This window comes from Paenibacillus sabuli (assembly GCF_014705605.1).
Taxonomy (GTDB): domain Bacteria; phylum Bacillota; class Bacilli; order Paenibacillales; family Paenibacillaceae; genus Paenibacillus_D; species Paenibacillus_D sabuli.
The window spans coordinates 116,611-136,640 of the sequence record NZ_JACXIZ010000027.1; the positions used below are offsets into that span (position 1 = coordinate 116,611).

General features: G+C 61.4%; 20 protein-coding genes and 1 riboswitch. All 20 genes read right to left on the reverse strand.

All coding sequences use genetic code 11. From position 1 onward, the window contains the following. Positions 1 to 181: 181 nt before the first annotated feature. Positions 182 to 1,633, reverse strand: coding sequence for a HAMP domain-containing sensor histidine kinase (locus IDH44_RS16505; protein ID WP_190919502.1), 1,452 nt, complete (start codon positions 1,631 to 1,633; stop codon positions 182 to 184). A gap of 2 nt (positions 1,634 to 1,635) precedes the next feature. After that, positions 1,636 to 2,352, reverse strand: a complete 717-nt coding sequence (locus tag IDH44_RS16510) for a response regulator transcription factor (protein ID WP_190919504.1) — start codon at positions 2,350 to 2,352, stop codon at positions 1,636 to 1,638. A gap of 234 nt (positions 2,353 to 2,586) precedes the next feature. Next, positions 2,587 to 3,849, reverse strand: a complete 1,263-nt coding sequence (ccsA, locus tag IDH44_RS16515; protein WP_190919507.1) for a cytochrome c biogenesis protein CcsA — start codon at positions 3,847 to 3,849, stop codon at positions 2,587 to 2,589. Next, entirely contained in the window at positions 3,846 to 5,507 is a 1,662-nt protein-coding gene (gene resB, locus IDH44_RS16520; protein WP_190919508.1) for a cytochrome c biogenesis protein ResB, read from the reverse strand. The genes ccsA and resB overlap by 4 nt, the downstream gene beginning before the upstream one ends. A gap of 22 nt (positions 5,508 to 5,529) precedes the next feature. Further along, positions 5,530 to 6,051 carry a redoxin domain-containing protein gene (locus IDH44_RS16525; RefSeq protein ID WP_190919510.1) on the reverse strand — a complete coding sequence of 174 codons (522 nt, stop codon included), beginning with the start codon at positions 6,049 to 6,051 and terminating at the stop codon, positions 5,530 to 5,532. 73 nt (positions 6,052 to 6,124) lie between these two features. After that, positions 6,125 to 6,883: a pseudouridine synthase gene (locus IDH44_RS16530; RefSeq protein WP_190919512.1), complete on the reverse strand. Its 759-nt coding sequence runs from the start codon at positions 6,881 to 6,883 to the stop codon at positions 6,125 to 6,127. A 108-nt stretch (positions 6,884 to 6,991) separates the two neighbouring features. Further along, positions 6,992 to 7,528, reverse strand: a complete 537-nt coding sequence (locus IDH44_RS16535) for a spore maturation protein (RefSeq protein WP_190919514.1) — start codon at positions 7,526 to 7,528, stop codon at positions 6,992 to 6,994. Between the two features lie 44 nt (positions 7,529 to 7,572). Then, complete coding sequence (locus IDH44_RS16540; protein ID WP_190919516.1) at positions 7,573 to 8,196, reverse strand: nucleoside recognition domain-containing protein; 624 nt, start codon at positions 8,194 to 8,196, stop codon at positions 7,573 to 7,575. A gap of 23 nt (positions 8,197 to 8,219) precedes the next feature. Continuing rightward, positions 8,220 to 9,392, reverse strand: a complete 1,173-nt coding sequence (locus IDH44_RS16545) for a D-alanyl-D-alanine carboxypeptidase family protein (protein WP_190919518.1) — start codon at positions 9,390 to 9,392, stop codon at positions 8,220 to 8,222. A gap of 181 nt (positions 9,393 to 9,573) precedes the next feature. Continuing rightward, on the reverse strand, positions 9,574 to 10,020 hold the full coding sequence (gene ytfJ / locus IDH44_RS16550; protein WP_190919520.1) for a GerW family sporulation protein: 447 nt from the start codon (positions 10,018 to 10,020) through the stop codon (positions 9,574 to 9,576). 130 nt (positions 10,021 to 10,150) lie between these two features. Then, entirely contained in the window at positions 10,151 to 10,846 is a 696-nt protein-coding gene (locus IDH44_RS16555) for a DUF2953 domain-containing protein (protein ID WP_190919522.1), read from the reverse strand. Between the two features lie 59 nt (positions 10,847 to 10,905). Then, a complete protein-coding gene (gene scpB / locus IDH44_RS16560) occupies positions 10,906 to 11,532 on the reverse strand; it encodes an SMC-Scp complex subunit ScpB (protein WP_190919524.1) in 627 nt (208 codons plus the stop codon). Then, positions 11,501 to 12,283 (reverse strand): segregation and condensation protein A, encoded by a 783-nt coding sequence (locus IDH44_RS16565; RefSeq protein WP_190919526.1) that lies wholly within the window; start codon positions 12,281 to 12,283, stop codon positions 11,501 to 11,503. The genes scpB and IDH44_RS16565 overlap by 32 nt, the downstream gene beginning before the upstream one ends. A 77-nt stretch (positions 12,284 to 12,360) precedes the next feature. After that, a complete protein-coding gene (gene ribH, locus IDH44_RS16570) occupies positions 12,361 to 12,840 on the reverse strand; it encodes a 6,7-dimethyl-8-ribityllumazine synthase (RefSeq protein WP_190919528.1) in 480 nt (159 codons plus the stop codon). Positions 12,841 to 12,845: 5 nt separating this feature from the next. Next, the gene (locus tag IDH44_RS16575; RefSeq protein ID WP_190919530.1) at positions 12,846 to 14,093 is read right to left on the reverse strand and encodes a bifunctional 3,4-dihydroxy-2-butanone-4-phosphate synthase/GTP cyclohydrolase II; all 1,248 of its coding nucleotides are present in this window, start codon (positions 14,091 to 14,093) and stop codon (positions 12,846 to 12,848) included. A gap of 20 nt (positions 14,094 to 14,113) precedes the next feature. Continuing rightward, positions 14,114 to 14,776: a riboflavin synthase gene (gene ribE, locus IDH44_RS16580; RefSeq protein ID WP_190919533.1), complete on the reverse strand. Its 663-nt coding sequence runs from the start codon at positions 14,774 to 14,776 to the stop codon at positions 14,114 to 14,116. 35 nt (positions 14,777 to 14,811) lie between these two features. Next, complete coding sequence (gene ribD, locus IDH44_RS16585) at positions 14,812 to 15,915, reverse strand: bifunctional diaminohydroxyphosphoribosylaminopyrimidine deaminase/5-amino-6-(5-phosphoribosylamino)uracil reductase RibD (protein WP_317890199.1); 1,104 nt, start codon at positions 15,913 to 15,915, stop codon at positions 14,812 to 14,814. A 160-nt stretch (positions 15,916 to 16,075) separates the two neighbouring features. Then, positions 16,076 to 16,232, reverse strand: a riboswitch (FMN riboswitch). Between the two features lie 142 nt (positions 16,233 to 16,374). Continuing rightward, positions 16,375 to 16,806: a peptidylprolyl isomerase gene (locus tag IDH44_RS16590; RefSeq protein ID WP_190919535.1), complete on the reverse strand. Its 432-nt coding sequence runs from the start codon at positions 16,804 to 16,806 to the stop codon at positions 16,375 to 16,377. A 70-nt stretch (positions 16,807 to 16,876) separates the two neighbouring features. Further along, positions 16,877 to 18,208, reverse strand: coding sequence for a diaminopimelate decarboxylase (lysA, locus tag IDH44_RS16595; RefSeq protein ID WP_190919537.1), 1,332 nt, complete (start codon positions 18,206 to 18,208; stop codon positions 16,877 to 16,879). Between the two features lie 135 nt (positions 18,209 to 18,343). Beyond that, entirely contained in the window at positions 18,344 to 20,026 is a 1,683-nt protein-coding gene (locus IDH44_RS16600; protein ID WP_223869750.1) for a spore germination protein, read from the reverse strand. Positions 20,027 to 20,030 lie beyond the last annotated feature (4 nt).

Here is a 20,030-nt window from a genome sequence, read left to right on the forward strand (position 1 = left end):
ATGAACCAGTCGGAAACGAATTATTAACGTTTTCTTAAATATGCTGCGCTGTCCTTTGGGCGTGCGAGTTTCGTTCCGCAAAAAACGCCGATCCCAGGGATTCCAAGGACCGGCGTTCGTGCATTTCGCGTAAAATGTCAAGTTCAAGCGCGACGGCGACTTTGTTTCACGAGCAACAAGATTAACTTCCATGCTCGGACAGATGCCAAGGCGCTTCGACAGGAAGCAGCAGCGTAAAGGTCGTGCCTTCGCCAGGCGTGCTCGCCACGCCGATCTCGCCGCGATGGGCCTCGATGATGTTCCGCACGATCGCCAGACCGAGGCCGGTGCCGCCGGAGGCGCGCGTCCGGGCCTTGTCGGCCTTGTAGAAGCGCTCGAAAATGTAAGGCAGATCCTCGCGCGGTACGCCCTGTCCCTCGTCCCGGACCGTCACCTGCGCGTACGGCTTGTCGTCCTGAGTCGTCTCGGACAGTGTGATGTAGATGCCCGCCTCCGCCGGCGTATGCCGCAGCGCGTTGTCCAGCAGATTCGTCAGCACCTGCTCCAGCCGATCCTCGTCGGCCGCCTGCAGCAGCAGCGGATGCGCCGGATTCGTGTAGAACAGCCGAATGCCGCGCTCCTTGGCGTAGACCTGGAACTTGCGATGCACGCGCTGGATCAGGCCGTTCATCTCCACCTCGCGCAGCTGCATCTCCAGATGCCCCGCCTCCATCCGGGCCAGATCGAGCAGATCCTTGACGAGCCGGCCCATCCGCAGCGACTCGTCATGGATGACCTGGACGAGCTCGCCGCGCTCCTCCGGCGAGGCCGCGATGTCGTCGAGCAGCGCCTCGCTATAGCCCTGCAGCATCGAGAGCGGCGTGCGAATCTCATGCGAGACGTTGGCCACAAAGTCGCGCCGCAGCTTCTCCAGCCGGAACTCCTCGGTGACCTCGCGCAGCACCGCCACCGCGCCCCGCACGCTCTGATTGGAGGTGAGCGGCGCCATCACGACCGACCAGACGCCGTCGCGCACATGCAGCTTGCCGCTGCTGTCCCGGCCCTCGCGCAGCACGGTGCGGTACAGCTCATACAGCGGCACCGGCACTTCGCCAAACGGCCGGTAGTCCGGCTCGGCCTCCTCCGTCCAGTCGAGCTCGCTCCATTCCGCCAGCAGCTCCTGGCCCTGCGGATTGGTCAGAATGACGCGCCCGGACGCATCGAAGGTGACCACCGCGTCGGCCATGCTGCGCAGCACGCTCGAGAGATGCTCCTTCTCGTGCTGCAGGTCCTTGATCAGCTCCTCCAGTTCGGTGCCCATATTGTTGAACGTGTTGGCGAGCTCGCCGATCTCGTCGTTGGAGCGGATCGGGACCCGGATGCCGTACTTGCCCTGAGCGATCTGGTCCGCCGCTTCCTTGAGCCGGACGAGCGGCTGCGTGATCTTGGTGATCAGAAAAAAAGCAAAAAACGTGGTCAGCAAAAATCCGATTACCCCGACATAGACAAACAGCACCTTGATCTCGTGTGAGGAGGAAGCCGAAAAGACATTGTCGACATACTGCATCAGGAAAAGGCCTAACGTAATGAGAATGACCGCCACGAGCGCGATGATCGTGAGCCACAGCTTGCCGACTACGCTCCGCCAGATCATCGTTACTTCGGCACCTCAAGCTTGTAGCCGACGCCCCATACCGTCGTGATCATCGCCGCGGCCTCCGGCGATACTTTGTTCAGCTTTTCCCTGAGTCGCTTTACGTGGGTGTCGACGGTGCGAAGATCGCCGAAAAACTCGTAATTCCATACGTCCTTGAGCAGGTCCTCGCGCGAGAATACTTTGTCCGGGGAAATCGCCAAATAATGCAGCAGCTCGTATTCCTTGGGCGTCAGGCTGACTTCCTGCCCGCCCGCGGAAACCCGATGCGCGTCATGCTCGATAATGAGGCTCGGGAATACAATATTGTTCGTCATCGCGCGTTCCTTGCTTAAATACGCCGTCGCAGAGGCGCGCCGCAGGATCGCTTTGACGCGATAGATTACTTCGCGCGGGCTGAACGGCTTGACGACGTAATCGTCCGCCCCGACCTCGAAGCCCTGCACCCGGTTCATCTCCTCGCCCTTGGCCGTCAGCATGATGACCGGCGTCGCCTTGGACTGGCGCAGGCGGGTGCACACCTCGATGCCGTCGATCCCGGGCAGCATCACGTCGAGCAGAATCAGATCGTAATCGTTGTCGCTGGCCAGCCGCAGCGCGGACTCGCCGTCCTCGGCTTCGTCGATCAGATAGCCTTCCTTTTCCAGGTACATCTTCAGCAGTCTGCGGATGCGTTCTTCGTCGTCGACGACGAGGATCCGTTCTACATGCTCGGACATCCCGCTTCGCTCCTCTCTAGCGTTCATAAGTATTGTGGTGAAAAGTATAGCCGACGTGACCGAAATGCGTTTCCGACCGCCGTTCCTCCTCGATCCCTTGAATTTTAACCTCTCAGAGGAAGGAATCGAGGAGCAAAATGGCGGACGCTCAAACGTTCTGCAAGAACGTACGTCGAAAGCATATGCTTTTCTCCAACGCATTTTCGGTCACTCTGGCACTTTTTCACCACACTTTTAGACGCCTGCGTACGAGTGCAGGCCGGCGATGACCAGATTGACCCCGATCAGGGTGAACATGACGACGACGAAGCCGATGACCGCCAGCCACGCCGAGCGCTGCCCCTGCCAGCCGCGCGACAGACGCAGATGCAGATACGCGCTGTAGTACAGCCAGGTGATGAGCGCCCACACTTCCTTGGGATCCCAGCCCCAAAAGCGCGACCAGGCGATCTCCGCCCAGATCATCGCGAAGATCAGCGCGCCCAGCGTGAAGATCGGGAAGCCGATCGCGATGGAGCGGTAGGTAATCTCGTCCAGATCGTCGGGATCGATGCCTTCCATGAGCGGATGGAGCGCCGCGCCGAGCGGGCGGCGCAGCACCAGGCGCAGCAGCCCGTACAGCAGCGAGCCGGTAATGATCGACCAGAGCACGGTGTTCAGCTTGCGCGCCGCGTCCACGCCCTCCATCCAGGACGGCGTCTCCAGGAGCGGCTGCGTCATGCCCAGGAAGCTGTCCATCTGCACGACGTCGCTGTTGTACGGCTTGACGATCGGCGGCATGTTGTACTCGACCGTATCGGAGCTCGTGACCTCTTGCCCGCGATTGTCGATGCTGAGCGTCTCCTGCAGGAATTCGGCCTGATAATCCGCGCCGCGGAAGGCGAACACGGTCACGATGAACGCGACCACAACGACGATCACATATAGCGAGAATTCCGCCCAACGCTGCTGGCGGCGCGCGCCCTTGGAGCGGTCCTTGAAATCAATGACGCGCAGCAAATACATCAGACCGGCGGCAAAGCCCACTGCGAAGAACGCTTCGCCCAGCGCCGCCGTGGTGACGTGAATGTACAGCCAGATCGAATCGAGCGCCGGTATGAGCGGCTGCACTTCCTGCGGGAAGACGGCCGCATACGTGATGATGATAATCGTCAGCGGCAGGGCGAACATGCCCAGCAGCGTCGTCCGGTAGATGGCGAAAATGACCGTAAAGGCAATCATGATGGCCATGCCGAGGAACGACATGAACTCGTACATGTTGCTGGTCGGAATGTGACTGGCGCCGATCCAGCGCGTGAAGAAGAACGTCAGATGAGCGGCCAAGCCCAGCGTCGAGACGACGAAGGCGATGCGTCCCCAGCGCTTCAGATGCTGCTGCGGGTCGCGGTTGCTCCACCGGCGTCCGGCTACGGCGATCACATAGAAGATGAAGCCGAAGCAGTAAAGAAAGAAGGCAGCGACAAAGGCGTCGCCGCTGAATGCAAGCAAATTGTTCACAAGTTTTTCCCTCCGTTATCGAGCGACTTCGGCTCTACGGTAATGCCTGCGTGCTGCATGGCCGAAGCGACATCGCCGCGCATGCCGTACCAGTTTTTGTTCGTGTGCGCGCCCAGCGACAGCCGATCCGCGTCAAAGCGCAGCCAGACGCGCCGGTGCTGCCAATAGAAGCCGAGCACCAGTCCGAGCATCGAAATGCCGGCCCCAACCCATACGTACGGCATCGCCTTGTCGACGCGCACGTTGAGAAAGCTCGTCGGCTCGGTCAGCTCGACGTTCTCCATCGTCCCGACGATGATCTCGAACCGGTCGGCAATGTCGCCGTTAATGCGGTCCTGGCTGAAGCGCAGCTTGTCGACCTCGCGCGGGAAGTAAAGGTACGTCTCCCCCGCCTCGTCCAGTCCCGGCCCTTTGAGCAAAAAGAAGAAGGCCGGCGCATTGGGCTCGCGCGACAGCGTTGTCGGATTGCCGTCGTCGCCGATGGCGAATTCCATGAATTGCTGCCGCAGCTCCAGCGTGTACGGACCGAGCGCGTACGACGTCTCCGGTTCGGTCATGGACAGCTCGAAGGGCCCGTAGCGCTCCCCGGTCTGCTTGTCCACCAGCACCGGCCGTACCGCCTTCAGCTTCGGCGTGTCGTCAAAGTCGAACTGGTAGATGCTCATGCCCTCGTACTCGAGCGGATGATTGACGAGAATGTCGTGCCGCTTGAGCTCGGTCAGCTCCGGCTCCGCAGCAGGATCGTCGCAGCTCGCCGTGCACGCATACAGAACCGCCTGTGTCTCGTATTTTTTTGCCCGCATCGTACCCTTGAGCGCCTCGGGCAGCTCATCGTCGGCGTAGTAATCGACCGTGAACTGCTCGTTCTTGAGGTAATAGTTCGTATCCGGGATCGGGACGGCCTCGCCGTGCGGCGCCGTAATGTAGCTGTCCATGTGCCAGGCCGGCACGCCCCTGGCCAGCACCGCCAGCAGGAAGACGATCAGGCCGATGTGATTGATGTAGGGCCCCCAGCGGCTGAAGCGGTTTTTCTCCGCCAGCAGCGCCAGACCGTCCTTGTCCTTGTGCACCCGGTAGCGCTTGCGCTTCAATTGCTCGGCCAGCCTGTCCACGAAGGCCCCAGGCTGATCGACGACGGCCTCGTATGCGACGCGCTGGCGCTTGATGAAGCTTAGATGCTTGCGAATCTGCTGCTTCTTCAGCGCGCGGTAGAGCGGCAGCACCCGATCCAGGCTGCAGATGACCAGCGATGTGCCGATCATGACGAGCAGCGTGATGAACCACCACGACTCATACGTGTGCGACAAGCCGAGCGCTTGATAGATCTTGCCGGGCGTGCCGTAGTTATCCTCGTAATACGTGGAGAAATCGCCGCTGATGAACGTGCTCTCCTGCGGGTAGATCGTACCGAGCGATGCGCCGACGAACGTAATGACGATTAGATAGACCGCAATTTTGACCGATGAAAAAAAGTTCCAGATCCGGTCAATCAGGTTCGGATTCGCCTTTTGCGATCGCCGCGCCACGCCGTCGTAGCGCATCTCCAGCGGCTCGTCCGTGACCAGCGTCTCCTGCATGAGCGGCTTGCCGCATGATTCGCACAATACGGTCCCCACATGGTTTTGATGTCCGCATTCGCATTTCGTATTCTGAAACAACTGTGGAAGACCTCCTTACTGCCTAGAGGATGCGTTCGATGCGCTCCTCAATTTGCTTGTCCGTCATCGGCACCTCGGCGATTTCCTTGATCTTGCCGTCCTTGCCGACGAAGAATGTGGTCGGATACACCTTGAGCCCGTACTCGCGCTCGACCTTGCGCTTGACGTCGCGCAAAATCGGAAATTCCAGCCCGTGCTGCTGCACGAAATTGCGGACCGGCAGATCGGACTCGCTCAGATTGATCGCCAGGATTTCCAGATCCTCGCCCTGCCAGCGCTCGTACTGCTTTTGGAATTCGGGCATTTCCTTGACGCACGGCGGACAGAATGTCCCCCAGAATGTAATGACGAGCGCCTTGCCCTCGTAGTCCGACAGCGCGCGGGCATTCCCCGCAAGATCAAGCAGCGTGAAGGGGGGCGGTTCGTCGCCGGGCCTTAGCGGTCCGGCCTCGTCTGCAAACAGCGTCTTGCCGATCGCATAACCGCCGATTAGCAAGACGCCCAATAAAATTACGATTTGAATCGGCTTCCGGTATGCTCCCATCGCATCTTCACCACCTGAATCAACGTTGCGCTTGACGCGCATGCATACTCCCATTATAGCGGCAATTGCCGAATTATGGCTTGTCCGGACGCACCTTTTTATGAACATTATGTGGCTTGCTCCCGCTGCTTTGCAGCGCCTTGATCTCCTGCGGCGTCAGATGCCGAAATTTGCCGCGCTGCAGGTTCGCAAGGCCGAGATCGCCGATGCGCACGCGCTTGAGCCGGCTGACGGGATGCCCGATCGCCTCGAACATGCGCCGCACCTGACGGTTGCGGCCTTCGTGAATCGTAATGGCAATGGTCGCGTGCTTGTCGTCGGGCGACACGTCGTGGTACTCGACCTCCGCCGGCGCGGTCATCCCGTCCTCGAGCTTGATGCCGGCGGCCAGTTTCTCCAGCTTGCTGCCGTGCGGGACGCCCCGGACCGTCGCCAGATACGTACGCGGCACGTGATGGCTCGGATGCGTGAGCAGATTGGCGAACTCGCCGTCGTTGGTGAGCAGCAACAGCCCTTCGGTATCGTAATCGAGCCGGCCGACCGGGTAGACGCGCTCCTTGATTCCCTTTAAATAATCGGCCACGATTTTGCGTCCTTGCGGGTCGCTGGCGCTCGTGATGACGCCCTTGGGCTTGTTGAGCATCAAATACAGCTTCCGTTCGTGCTTGATCGGCTTGCCGCCGACGGTAATGTCGTCCTTCGGATCGGCCTTGAAGCCCAGCTCCGTCACGGTCTCTCCGTTCACCTGCACCTTGCCGGCTTGAATGAGCGCCTCGCATTTGCGGCGCGAAGCGACGCCCGCCTGGGCCATAATTTTTTGTAAACGTTCCAAATGATTCACCTCATCCTCCATCATACCCATCTCTCCGGCAAACTACAAGCGGCGCTGCAAAAGCCCTGGCCCTCCCTGTCGGGAAGGCCGGGGCAAGCGGGGCCCGGGCTACACGCCAAACACAAGCAGACAAATCGCGATCGCGGCGACGAAGCCGACCAGGTCGGAAAATAGTCCGACCTTGAGCGCGTAGCGCGTACGGCGAATGCCGATAGCGCCGAAGTAGACCGTCAGCACATAGAGTGTCGTATCCGTGCTGCCCTGAATCGTGGATGCGATGCGTCCGATCATCGAGTCCGGTCCGTGCGTCTGGATCAGCTCGGTCGTATAAGCGAGCGAGCCCGCGCCGGTGAGCGGGCGCAGCGCGCCGAGCGGCAGCACCTCGCCCGGCACGCCGAGCCAGCGCGCAAGCGGCTCCAGCAGCTGCACCATCGCCTCCATTGCACCGGAGGCGCGGAACATGCTGATCGCAACCATCATCCCGACCAGATGGGGAATGATCTGGATCGCCGTATCGAAGCCCCCCTTAGCCCCGTCGACGAAGGATTCGTACACCGGCACGCGCCGGAATGCGGCATAGAGCGGAATGAACACGATAATGGCGGGAATCGCCCATACGGATATGAGCGTGACCGCGTCGTACATGAGCTGCTCGCCCCCTTCCTACCAAGCTGCGCGGCGATTGCGACTTACGCAGCCGGCGCGGCCGGATCGTCCGACTTGGGCATGCTCGCCGGCGGCTTTCGGCTGCGGTACCAGCGGTCGGCGAGGATCGCCGCTGCCGTCGCAATCGCGGTGGCGATCAGCGTCGTGCCGACGATTTCGGCGGGATGCGCCGATCCGAAGTTCATGCGAATCGCGATCAGCGTCGTCGGCACGAGCGTGATGCTCGACGTATTGAGCGCCAGCAGCGTACACATGGCCGGCGTCGCCGTCGCCGGATCGGGGTTGAGCTTTTGCAGTTCCTGCATCGCCCGGATTCCCATCGGGGTCGCCGCATTGCCGAGGCCCAGAATATTGGCGCTCATATTCGTCATGATATAGCCCATCGCCGGGTGATCGCGCGGCACGTCCGGGAAGAGCAGCCGCACCATCGGACCGAGCAGCTGCGCCAGCTTGCGAAGCAATCCGGCATCCTCGCCGATGCGCATCAGACCGAGCCAGAACACGAGGATGCTGATCAGCCCGAAGCTGACGGTGACGCCGGTCTTCGCGCCTTCGAAGGCGGCTTCGGTGACCGCCTCCATGCGTCCGTTGACCGCCGCCGCCACGAAGCTGACCACGATCATGAGCAGCCAGATCCAATTGACCACGTCTCATCCCTCCCCTCCGACCGTTAACGGAATAGCTGCCGGACGACCTGCTGCAGCATCGACGCGAATCCAGGCGCTGCCGAACGGGCGAAAGCCGCAGCCTTGCCGGCGCCGGGCTGGGCTGCCGCCTCAGCAAATGCCGCTTCGGCGGTCTCCACGGCCACCGTGCCCAGCGGCCGCTCGCCGAGAAACAAGGCCAGAGCGCCGCGTTCGCCGAGCCGATAATCGGCCGACGCGGTATCCGTGAGCACCAGCTTGCGGCGGATCTGATCCTGCTCCTCCTCTGCCAGCGGGTACTGGAAGCTCCGGCTGAGACGATAGGCTGTGCCGGCGATGCGCTGACCTTGCTCGACGAGCGTGGTCAAGGGATAGCTGGCGAAGCCCCAATCGAGCAGCTTGCGGTGATCACGCCAGTCGTCGCCGTCATTCAGCGTCACCGCCACGAGCTGCTGGCCGTTGCGAGTCGCCGAGCTGACGAGCGTCCGCAGCGCTTTTTTCGTATAGCCCGTCTTCACGCCGTCCGCGCCTTCGTACATCGACAGCATTTTATTTTTGTTGCGCCATTGATGGTCCCACTCCTCATTGGGATTGGGCACGCTTTTTTGCTTCGTTTTGACGATCTCGCGGAACACCTCGTTATGCAGCGCATATGCCGTCAGCTTGGCCAGATCGTTGGCGGAGGAATAATGCTCCTCATGGTCGAGGCCGTGCGGGTTCATGAAATGCGTATGCTCCAGTCCGAGCCAGATCGCCTTTTCGTTCATCAAGTGCACGAAGCCCTCCTCCGAGCCGCCGACGTGCTCGGCGATCGCGGTCGCCGCGTCATTGCCCGAGCGCAGCATCAGCCCGTACAGCATATGCTCCAGCGACATCTCCTCGCCGGCCTTGAGATAGATCGACGACCCTTCCTTACCGGCGGCGCGGGTGCTAGTCTTGACGATATCGGACAGCTCGCCGTGCTCGATCGCCACGATCGCCGTCATGATCTTGGTCAGGCTCGCGATCAGCATCGACTCGTCGCCGCGCTGCGAATAGAGCAGTCTGCCGGAGGTTACGTCGATGAGCGCGGCCGCCTTCGCATTGGTGAAGATCGGCTGCGGCTGTGCGCGCGTGCCCTGGGCGCCCGGACCGAACGACGCGAGGGTCAACGCGACCGCGAGCACAAACGCGAACATGCGGATGCGGCTGTGTATCATCGTGATTTTGTCACTCCTTTTGCCTGCGGCGCTCGCACGCCGGGGGTCTTGTACATCATATGTCGACGGCCGGCCCGATATGTCCCGCCCGCTTCACGCAAAAAGCCCCGGCAGCGATTGCCGGAGCTGAGGAGACGAAGCGGTCGACTGCTGCCTGCGTGCGCGCCGGCGCTCCCTGGATTTAATGTTCTTCGGTCACGACGACGGTCGCACGGTCCGGCTCGTCGTCATGCCGTTTGAACATCGCTTGAATTTTGTCAAAGGCTTTCGGCGCGGAGTCGATAATGCGCTCCATCAGATGGGTCTGATTGTCGAGCGGGACAATTTTCACGCCGGTCGTCCCGACGACCAGAAAAGCAATCGGCGTAATCGACACCCCGCCACCGCTACCGCCTCCGAACGGCAGCGCTACCTGCGCTTGCTGGGCATCCGTTCCGGCGTTGCCGCCGCCGTCCAGTTGAATGTCACTGCCGCCGGCGACGAATCCGAATCCGACTTTACTGATTGGCATAATGACGCTGCCGTCGGGCGTTTGCACGGGATCGCCGACGATGGTGTTGACGTCCACCATCTCCTTGATGTTTTCCATTGCGGTCTGCATGAGCCCCTGTATCGGATGATCTGACATCTGCATGGCCTCCCTGATCAATTTGTTGGGGGAACAACTGATCATTAGGATGTCCCGTTCGAGCCGAATCTAAACCGACCGCTCCCGCGCCAACGAATCGCTTCTCTTTTTGCGCACTCCTCTGCCGCCGCTAAGCTTTGAATAACAGGCTGCGCCAAGTCTGAATGCCGCCCTTGACTCTGCGAATCCGAAGCAGCAGCCGGAGTCCGGCGAGCAGCACATGGCCCAGGCGCACCTTGACGGTACAATGCCACTCCGTCGAGAATATCGTGTCGTTGAATACCGGCCGCACCTGCATCTGCGGCTGGCCGGTCAGCCGCATGACGTGGCTGAGCAGACCGAGCAGGGCTCCCTGGGCCGCGCTCGCCATGCCGGTCGCCACCGCTGTCCAGGCGGCGTCTCCTGCGCCGACCGCGCTGATCCAGCGCCATTCGGTAATTCGGATGTACCGCAGCGTACGCAGCAGCCATACTGTGAAACGGTCGGTATGGCGCATGAGCAGCCTCGCTTGTTCCAGCTTGCTCATTACTTTTTCCGGACCGACTCTGCCCTCCTCGGTAGGCGGGGCCGACCCCAGCGGCAGATTGCTGGACTGCTCGGACTTGTAGGCGATGTTCGCGCCGTCGAGGCGGACGATCGGAATTTCCCGGTGCACCTTGACCGCGCCGTACAGCGCGCGAATGCGCAGCGCAACATGGTCGTTCTCGCCGCGCCGGCGCAGCATGGAGCGGCATTCGATCTCGGAGACGGCCAGGAGAAGCAGCAGCGCCAAAAAAAGACCGGCCGCCGCGGTCCATACGCCCCAATGTCGAAGAAATTCCAGCATTTGCGCTGCTCCCCTCGTTTTTCTTCCAATGGGATTAGTATGGACGGCGATGGCCGATCTCATTCCTCCGGCTCGTGCGCGCGCTGCGGCGGCAGCTCGTCGATGGTCAACTGCTGCTGGTCCAGCTTCTCGAACAGCAGCTGGGTCTGCTCGTCCAGCATATCCTCCGGATCAAGCGCGGACGGCTCGGGCAGCGCCTCCAACCCGGCGAGCCCGAAGTAGTCGAGGAAGGAGCGCGTCGTCCCGTACAGAATCGGCCGTCCGATCACTTCGGCGCGACCGACTGCCTCGACCAGGTCTTTGGCCACAAGCGACTGCAGCGCACGCTCGCACTTGACGCCGCGGATCTCCTCGATGTCCACCCGCGTGATCGGCTGCCGGTAGGCGACGATGGACAACGTCTCCAGCGCCGCCTGCGACAGACTGGCGCGGCTCGGCGTGTAGGCGAGCCGCTCGAAATAGACTGCGTGCTGCGGATTCGTGCTGAGCCGATAGCCGCCCGCGACCTGAGTGACGCGCAATCCGCGGCCCTGCCGCTCCAGCTCCGCGCGCAGCTCCTGCAGCGCCTCTAGCACGATTCCATTATCCTGATCGGTCAGCTCGGCCAGCTGCTTGGTGCTGAGCCCTTCGTCGCCGACCATGAACAGCAGGCCTTCAATAATTGATTTCAATCTCGGAAAGTCCACCCTCTGCCGCTTCTCCTCTCCAATGGATCACGATGTCCTCGAACAGCTGGTGCTGGAAGCAGCGCACCTGCTTCATCTTCATCAGCTCCAGCAGAGCCAGGAAGGTCACGACGATCTCGTGGCGTTCCATATCCTGGCGCACCAGCTTGGAGAACCGCACCATCTCGTGCTCGCGCAGCAGCTGGGTAATGTCGGCGATCCGATCCTTGACCGAAATCTCGTCGCGACGTACCGTCGCGATCAGCGAGCGCCGCGCCGCGCGTCCGAGCGCCTTCTGAAAGGCCGCGATCAGATCGGACACGCCCAGATCCTTGACGGGATTATCGGGCTTGACCTTCATGTACGGGGTCAGATCCTCCGGTTCCTTGGTAAAGATCAGACTGCGCGCCTGCTCCTTCTCCCTAAGCTGCTCCGCAATCTGCTTGTACTTGCGGTATTCCACGAGCCGCTGAATTAGCTCGTCCCGCGCGTCGAGTCCGTCATCCTCCAGCCAATCTTCGAATTCGTCCTGCGGCGGCGGCGGCTTCGGCAGCAATTGCTTGCTCTTGATCGCCAGCAGCGTCGCGGCCATGACAAGAAATTCGCTCGTGACTTCGAGCTCCAACTGCTGCATCGCATGCAAATAATGCATGTACTGATCGGTAATATCGCTGATCGAGATATCGTGAATGTCAATCTCTGCGCTGTCGATCAGATGCAGCAACAAATCGAGCGGCCCCTCGAACGCCTCGAGCTTGTACAGCACCGTCACCGCCTCACCTCCTTCGCTTACACCTTCTCAGTCCGACGGAGCCGACTCGGCCGACTCGGATATATTTACAAGTTCGATTAGGCCTCGCCCGACGTAATCGCACGCGTCAGGTTCGCCATTTCAATCGCCGTGGCGGCCGCTTCCCAGCCCTTGTTGCCGGCCTTCGTGCCGGCGCGCTCCACCGCCTGCTCGATCGAGTCGGTCGTCAGGACGCCAAAAATGGTCGGCACGCCCGTTTTCAGCGAGATGGCGGCGACGCCCTTCGCAACTTCGCTGCACACGTAATCGAAATGCGGCGTGGAGCCGCGAATGACGGCGCCGAGCGTGATGACCGCGGCGTATTTGCCGCTCTCCGCCATTTTTTGAGCAATGAGCGGAATTTCAAAGGCGCCCGGCACCCAGGCCACTTCGATTTCGGATTCCTCGGCGCCATGGCGCTTGAGGGCGTCCAGCGCGCCGCTGAGCAAGCGCGAGGAAATAAATTCGTTGAAACGGCCGACGACGATGCCGTACGTCGAGCCTTGCGAGACCAAGTGTCCTTCATAGACGCGTGTCATTTCATTCATCCTTCCGATTGTCCAATTTTCGATGGGTTCGATTCGTCAAAGCGCAGCATATGACCCAGCTTCGCCTGTTTGGTATGCAAATAAAGACTGTTATCCTCGTTTTCCGTCATTTGCAGCGGCACTCGCTCCACCACTTCGATGCCATACCCCTCAAGTCCTTTAATTTTGCGCGGATTATTTGTCAGCAGCCGCATTTTGCTGACGCCGAGATCCCGCAAAATTTGCGCCCCGATCCCGTAATCGCGCAGATCGGGCGCAAAGCCCAATTTAAGATTCGCGTCGACGGTATCCAAGCCCTCTTCCTGCAGCTTGTACGCCCTCAGCTTGTTGACCAGGCCGATGCCGCGGCCTTCCTGGCGCATATACAGCAGCACGCCGCTGCCCGCCTCGGCGATCTGGCGAAGCGCCGCGTCGAGCTGGGGCCCGCAATCGCAGCGGTGGGAGTGGAACACGTCACCCGTCAAGCACTCCGAGTGCACCCGCACCAGCACCGGCGTATCGGGCGCGATCTCGCCCTTGACCATCGCCATATGCTCCTTGTCGTCGATCTGATTCGTATAGGCATAGGCCCGGAATACACCGTAATCGGTCGGCATCTTGACGTCGACGATTCGCTCGACGAGCTTATCCTTCTCGTTGCGGTAGCGAATCAGCTCCTGAATCGTGATGAGCCGCAGCTCGTGCTTGCGCTTGAACGCGATCAGATCGTGCAGGCGCGCCATCGTGCCGTCTTCCTTGATAATCTCGCAAATGACCGCAGCCGGCTCCGAGCCGCTCATTCGCGCCAGATCGATCGCCGCTTCGGTATGTCCGGCCCGGCGCAGCACGCCGCCGTCCTTGGCGATCAGCGGGAAAATGTGGCCCGGCTTGCGAAATTCGGTCGGCTTGGTCGCCGGGTCGATCAGCGCCTTGACCGTCATCGCGCGCTCGGGAGCCGAGATTCCTGTCGTCGTGGAGCTGTGGTCGACCGATACTGTAAAAGCCGTGCCGTGGTAATCGGTGTTGTGCGCGACCATCGGCGGCAGCTCCAACTGCTCCGCGCGCTCCTGCGTGATCGGCACGCATACCAGACCGCGGGCCTCGGTAATCATGAAATTGATTGTCTCCGGCGTCACCTTGTCCGCCAGGGCGATCAGGTCGCCCTCGTTCTCGCGATCCTCGTCGTCGACGACGATGACCGATTTGCCGGCCATCAGATCGGCCACCGCGGCCTCAATTGTATCGAATTGCGCATGTTCCTCCATGTCTTCTTCCTCCCTCACGCTCACGCGAACCCGTGCTCGGCCAGAAACGCCGCCGACAGGCCGCCGCTTTTGCCGGTATTCGGAGACGCGCTCCCGTACCTTAGCAAATGATCCACGTATTTGCCCAGAATATCGAGCTCCAAGTTGACCGTGTCGCCCGGTTGCTTGTGCTGCAGCGCGGTATGGGCCAAGGTATGCGGGATAATCGACGCCTCCAGCGTCTCGCCGTCCACGCCCGCCACCGTCAGGCTGATGCCGTCGATGCAGATCGACCCTTGCGGCACGATATAGCGCATCGCCTCGGGGCCTGCGGGACGTACGCCGAAGCGCACCGCATTGTCCTCGCGGGTCCGTGCTGTAATCGTACCCGTCGTATCCGCATGCCCCTGCACGATATGCCCGCCGAAGCGCCCGCCCGCTGCCATGGCCCGCTCCAGGTTGACCGGCTGGCCCGGGCGCAGCTGGCCCAGATTGGAGTGGCGGTACGTCTGGGGCACCACATCCACGGTAAATTCAGCCGCGCTAGCGGCTACGACAGTCAGGCAAACGCCGTTGACGGCGATGCTGTCGCCGAGCTTCACATCCTCCAGGACGACGGCAGCCGCAATCGTCAGCAGCATCGCTTCGCCCTGCCGCTCGGCGCGGCGCAGCGTCCCTACTTCTTCGATCAATCCGGTAAACATCGGCAACTCCTCCTCCGGTGACTCCGGCCCGACATTCAGACCGGGTAAATCGGATATCCGCTGATGCACAGATCGCCGCCGACGCGCTCGACCTCCATGCGATCCAATTGCACCGCGTCGGCCATGCGCTCCCACCCCTCCAGCTCAAAGCTGACGGGCGCGGACGCGCCGCCGATAATCTTGGGCGCAAAAAACAGCCTCAGCTTGTTGACCAGTCTAGCCTGCAGCATCGCTCCGTTGAGCCGTCCCCCGCCCTCGAGCAGGATCGAGCTGATCTCCAGCTCCGCCAGCCGTCTCATCGCCAGTCTCAGGTCAACCTGTGGGCCGGCACCGCTGACAATGACGCGCACGCCAGCCTTCTCCAGCTCGCGCAGCTTGGCGCGATCGGCCCGCTCGGTGGTGAGCACGATCGTCCCGCTTGCGTTGTCACTGACGAGCCGCGAGGTGAGCGGCAGGCGCAGACGCGAGTCAGCGACGATGCGGCGGGGGCTGAGCCCCGGCACCGACAGCCGCGTCGTCAGCATCGGATCGTCGGTGAGCGCCGTGCCGACGCCGACCATGATGCCGTTGTGCCGATGACGCAGCGTATGCACGAGCTCCCTTGCCTTCGGTCCCGTCACCCACTGGCTGTCGCCGCTTTTGGCCGCGATTTTGCCGTCCAGCGTACTGGCTGTCTTCAAGGTCACGTAAGGCAAGCCGCTCGTAATAAATGCAATAAAATCTTCATTGAGCGCGCGCGCCTCCTGCTCCAGCACGCCGACGGCGACACCGATGCCCTGCTCGCGCAGTCGCGCTATGCCTTGACCCGCCACCTTCGGATTCGGATCCTGCATGGCGATGACAACCTTGGCCGCCTTGGCCGCGATGATGCGCTCGCTGCAAGGCGGAGTGCGTCCGTGATGGCTGCAAGGCTCCAGCGTCACATAGACCGTGGCGCCCTCGGATTCGCGGCCTGCCATATCGAGCGCATGTACCTCGGCATGCCCCTCGCCGCGCCGCAAGTGCGTCCCGACGCCGATGATGCGGCCGGCCTTGACGACGACGCAGCCGACGGCCGGATTGGCGCCGGTCTGCCCCTTCGTTCCTTCGGCCAGCTGCAGGGCCAGCCGCATGTAATGCTCGTCGTTCAATATCTCGATCAACGCCAAAACACCCCCGGAAAGCGGCAGCTCTCCGGGGGCGGATGACAAAGGCGCGGCGACGCGAAACCGTGCGCAGCATATTCAAACAACGCTGCTACGAATGTGAAAAAAAGAACATTCGCAGCAACGCGCGGAATGAACCGGCGCCAGCGGCCTGCGTCTCCTTCTCCCATCCAGACTGTACTGTCGGTCCCGGACTTGCACCGGGTCAGCCGCGCCTCCGATACGGACACGCGGGTCACGGACTGACGATGGCGCGAATCGCGCCGCCGATCACCGTCGGTTGGGAATTGCACCCGACCCCGAAGGAACTACGCAATAATATGAAAATAAAGAGTTCTTGCAGTTGTGAGAAATCGTATCATGTCCGCGTGCAAAAAGCAAGGCGCGGCAGCAGGCCGGGCCTGCTCCCAGCGCCTGGATGCGGTTCCCCGTCGAGGAAAGCCGCATGCGCATTTACGCCTCGGACACCTGCACCTTCTCCATCCGGTCGCGACCGGTAAAGGCGTCGACGTGCTCCATGCCCTTGGTCACCTGGCCGAATACCGTGTGCTGGCCGTCGAGATGCGGCTGCGGCTGGTAGCAAATATAGAACTGGCTACCGCCTGTGTTGCGGCCGGCATGCGCCATCGCCAGCGTGCCGCGTTGATGCTTGTTGTCATTGATCTCGCAATCGATCTGATACCCCGGGCCGCCGGCTCCGGTGCCGTCGGGGCAGCCGCCCTGCGCAACGAATCCCGGAATGACGCGGTGAAACGTCAGGTTGTCGTAAAAACCGCCGTTCGCCAGCTTTTCAAAGTTGGCGACGGTGTTAGGGGCATCCTTGTCGAACAGGTCGATGACGATTTCGCCGCCGCCCTCCATCGTAATTTTAGCCTGCTTGGCCATCGCAATCACTCCACTTTGCTTTATTGCACAGCCGCGCTTGGGCCCCGTGCTCGTCCTATCATACTATACTTTACTTCGCCATGGAAGGCTTCTTGAGGCGCGCCGGCATGACGTCGTTGCCGACGATATCGTCAAACGACTCTCGCTTGACGGCCAGATCGGCTTGTCCGTCCTTGACGAAGACGACTGCGGGACGGCGAATCCGGTTGTAATTGCTGGCCATGGCATAATTGTACGCGCCGGTACAGAAGACCGCCAGCAGATCGCCGCGCTGCACGCGCGGCAGCTCCAGATCCCAGATCAGCATATCGCCGCTCTCGCAGCACTTGCCCGCTACGGATACCGTCTCTTCCGCCGCCTCGTCCGCACGATTCGCCAGCACGGCCTCGTACTTGGATTCGTAGAGCGCCGGACGCGGGTTGTCGGTCATGCCCCCGTCCACGGCGATATACTTGCGGACACCGGGAATTTCCTTGCTCGTGCCGACGGTGTACAGCGTCGTGCCGGCATCGCCGACGATGCTGCGGCCCGGCTCGACCCAGATCTCCGGCAGCGGGTACGAGGCCGCGGAGAAGTTGGAGATGATGGCGTCGGTGATCGCTTGGACGTACTCTGCAACCGGCAACGGCTTATCCTCCTCGGTATAGCGAATGCCGAATCCGCCGCCGAGATTGATGACGCTGAAGGTCAAGCCGAGCTTGCGGTTGATCTCGACCGCGAAGTCCGCGACCTTGTCCACGGCCATGCGAAAGCCCTCGACCTCAAAAATTTGCGAGCCGATATGCGAATGCACGCCCAGAATCTTGAGGTTGGCGAGCTTCATGCCATGCTCGATGGCGCTGTAGGCCGAGCCGTTGCCAAGGTCAAAGCCGAACTTGGAATCCTGCTGGCCGGTCGAAATGTAATCATGCGTGTGCGCTTCTACGCCCGGCGTAATGCGCAGCAGAATGTTGACGGTCTTTCCCTTGTCCGCCGCCAGCGCATTGAGCAGCTCGAGCTCGATGAAGTTGTCGACGACGAAGCAGCCGATGTCGGCGTCGAGCGCCATGTCGATCTCATCCGGCGTCTTGTTGTTGCCGTGGAAATGAATGCGCTGCGCCGGGAAGCCCGCCTTGAGCGCGGTATGCAGCTCGCCGTCAGAGACGACGTCCAGCGACATGTCCTCCTCCTCGGCGATGGCGCACATCGCCATCACGCAGAACGCCTTGCTGGCATACGCCACCTGGAAGCGCAGACCGGACGCGCGGAACGCCTCCACGTACTCGCGCGCCCGCTGTCGAACAAGCGCCTCGTCTACAATATAGAGCGGCGTGCCGTATTCGGCCGCAAGCGCCTGTGTGTCGCAGCCGCCAATGTTCAAATGTCCGTTATCGTCGATTGTACTCGTACCGTGCAAATACATATGTGCCATTCCCTCCGCTTGTACCGTAATCGGGCAGTCGGACCTACCCATTGTCCTCAGTATACCTTAACACGGCAGGCAAGCGAAATGGATAATTACGCACATCATTTGCATTTTTTCATTTCGGTTTGTTTTTCATTTCGCCTTGCCCGGCATCTTGTCCCGTTGCTGCGGACGCAGCAGATTGGGGCGCTGACGGCTGAGCAGCACAGGCTTGCGAATGAGAATCGCCAGCATCGCGCGCGCGTCGAAGGGAATGAACGGCCACATGTACGGACGATTGAAGGAACGCTCCAGCACGAGCAAGACCAGGATGGCCGTACTGACGACGACGAAGCCCGGCACCGAGAAGAGGGCGACGGCGATAATCAGCACGATGCGTACGATCCGATTGGCCAAGCCGAGCTCGTAGCTGGGCGTGGCGAACATGCCGATCGCCGCGATCGCCATATACAAGACGACCTCGTTAATGAACAAGCCGGTCTGGACGGCGATGTCGCCGATCAGGATGGCGGCGACGAGCGACATCGCCGCGGCCAGCGGCGTCGGCGTATGCACCGCCGCCAGCCGCATCAGATCGACGCCGATCTCGACCAGCAAAAATTGCAGAAAGAGCGGGATCTTCCCCACTTCCTGCGGTCCGATAAAAGCCAGCGAAGCAGGCTTGAGATCGGGCTGAATCACGAATAAAAACCAAAGCGGAAGCAAAAACAAAGACGCAAAGATGCCGAAGTAGCGCACCCACCTCAGGTAGGTCCCGATAAACGGCGTCTGGCGATTCTCCTCCGCATGCTGCACCAAATCGAAGAACGTCGTCGGCAGCAGCATGACGCTGGGCGTCGTATCGACGAATACGGCCACGCTGCCTTCCAGCAGCTGCGCGGCCACTACGTCCGGACGCTCGGAATAACGAACGAGCGGATACGGGTTCCAGCCGCGCTTGACCGTCGCTTCCTCGAGCTGCTTGTCCGCCAGCGGCAAGCCGTCGAGCTTGACGGCCTTCAGCTTGCTGCGGATCGCTTCGACGAGCTCCGGATCGGCTATATCCTCGATGTAGGAGATGGAGACGTCCGTCTTCGTACGCCGGCCGATCTGCATGATCTCGTAGCGCAGGCCCGGGTCGCGCAGCCGGCGGCGTACAAGCGACACGTTGACCATCAACGTCTCGACGAAGCCGTCGCGGCTGCCCCGCACCACCCGCTCCAGTGTCGGCTCCTCCGGATTGCGTCCGGGGAAATTTTTGGCGTCGATCAGGAGCACGGTGCCCTCCCGCTCCACGAACAGGCCCGCCGCGCCGGCGAGCACGGCCGCGACCGCATCGTGGAACTTGGTCTCCTTGTCCACCTGCACCGCCGGCACGTAATGCGTAAAGAAAGCATGGAGCGCATCGCCGGACAACTGCTCCGGCTGCAGATAGGTCAGTCGCTTGAGCACCTCGGTAAGCACGTCGTCTTTGACCAGTCCGTTCATGAAGAAGAGCAGCGTACGGCGCTCGCCGAACGTCATCTCGCGCGCGACGACGTCGAAGCTCGCGCCAAGTCCGATCTCGCGCTCCAGCATGACGCGAAATTCGTCCAGGCTGCCCGGTACCGGCAACGCGTCCGCGCCCTCCTCCTTGTCCCCCTCCGCCGGTTCAGACTGATCGTCGTGCCGAGGAGGCGCCCCATTGCCGTATTTCTTGCGCTGCTCGTCCGGCGCAGCGTCCGCGCTCGCGTCTTGAGACGAATATTGGTTCAGATCGAGCATCGTTTCGCCGTTCGGCAGACCCGTCTCTTCCTTGCCGCTGCGCTGCAGCTCATCTCCGTTGCGTACATACATCTGC

Excerpts from the sequence above, each read along its gene's own strand:
- IDH44_RS16510 (WP_190919504.1), bottom strand. The coding sequence starts at position 2,352 with ATGTCCGAGCATGTAGAACGGATCCTCGTCGTCGACGACGAAGAACGC.
- IDH44_RS16600 (WP_223869750.1), bottom strand. The coding sequence starts at position 20,026 with ATGTATGTACGCAACGGAGATGAGCTGCAGCGCAGCGGCAAGGAAGAG.
- IDH44_RS16505 (WP_190919502.1), bottom strand. The coding sequence starts at position 1,633 with ATGATCTGGCGGAGCGTAGTCGGCAAGCTGTGGCTCACGATCATCGCG.
- IDH44_RS16525 (WP_190919510.1), bottom strand. The coding sequence starts at position 6,051 with ATGGGAGCATACCGGAAGCCGATTCAAATCGTAATTTTATTGGGCGTC.
- lysA (WP_190919537.1), bottom strand. The coding sequence starts at position 18,208 with ATGTATTTGCACGGTACGAGTACAATCGACGATAACGGACATTTGAAC.
- ytfJ (WP_190919520.1), bottom strand. The coding sequence starts at position 10,020 with ATGTCAGATCATCCGATACAGGGGCTCATGCAGACCGCAATGGAAAAC.
- IDH44_RS16545 (WP_190919518.1), bottom strand. The coding sequence starts at position 9,392 with ATGATACACAGCCGCATCCGCATGTTCGCGTTTGTGCTCGCGGTCGCG.
- IDH44_RS16535 (WP_190919514.1), bottom strand. The coding sequence starts at position 7,528 with ATGTACGACGCGGTCACGCTCATATCCGTATGGGCGATTCCCGCCATT.
- ribH (WP_190919528.1), bottom strand. The coding sequence starts at position 12,840 with ATGACACGCGTCTATGAAGGACACTTGGTCTCGCAAGGCTCGACGTAC.
- IDH44_RS16555 (WP_190919522.1), bottom strand. The coding sequence starts at position 10,846 with ATGCTGGAATTTCTTCGACATTGGGGCGTATGGACCGCGGCGGCCGGT.
- IDH44_RS16575 (WP_190919530.1), bottom strand. The coding sequence starts at position 14,093 with ATGGAGGAACATGCGCAATTCGATACAATTGAGGCCGCGGTGGCCGAT.
- IDH44_RS16590 (WP_190919535.1), bottom strand. The coding sequence starts at position 16,806 with ATGGCCAAGCAGGCTAAAATTACGATGGAGGGCGGCGGCGAAATCGTC.
- ribE (WP_190919533.1), bottom strand. The coding sequence starts at position 14,776 with ATGTTTACCGGATTGATCGAAGAAGTAGGGACGCTGCGCCGCGCCGAG.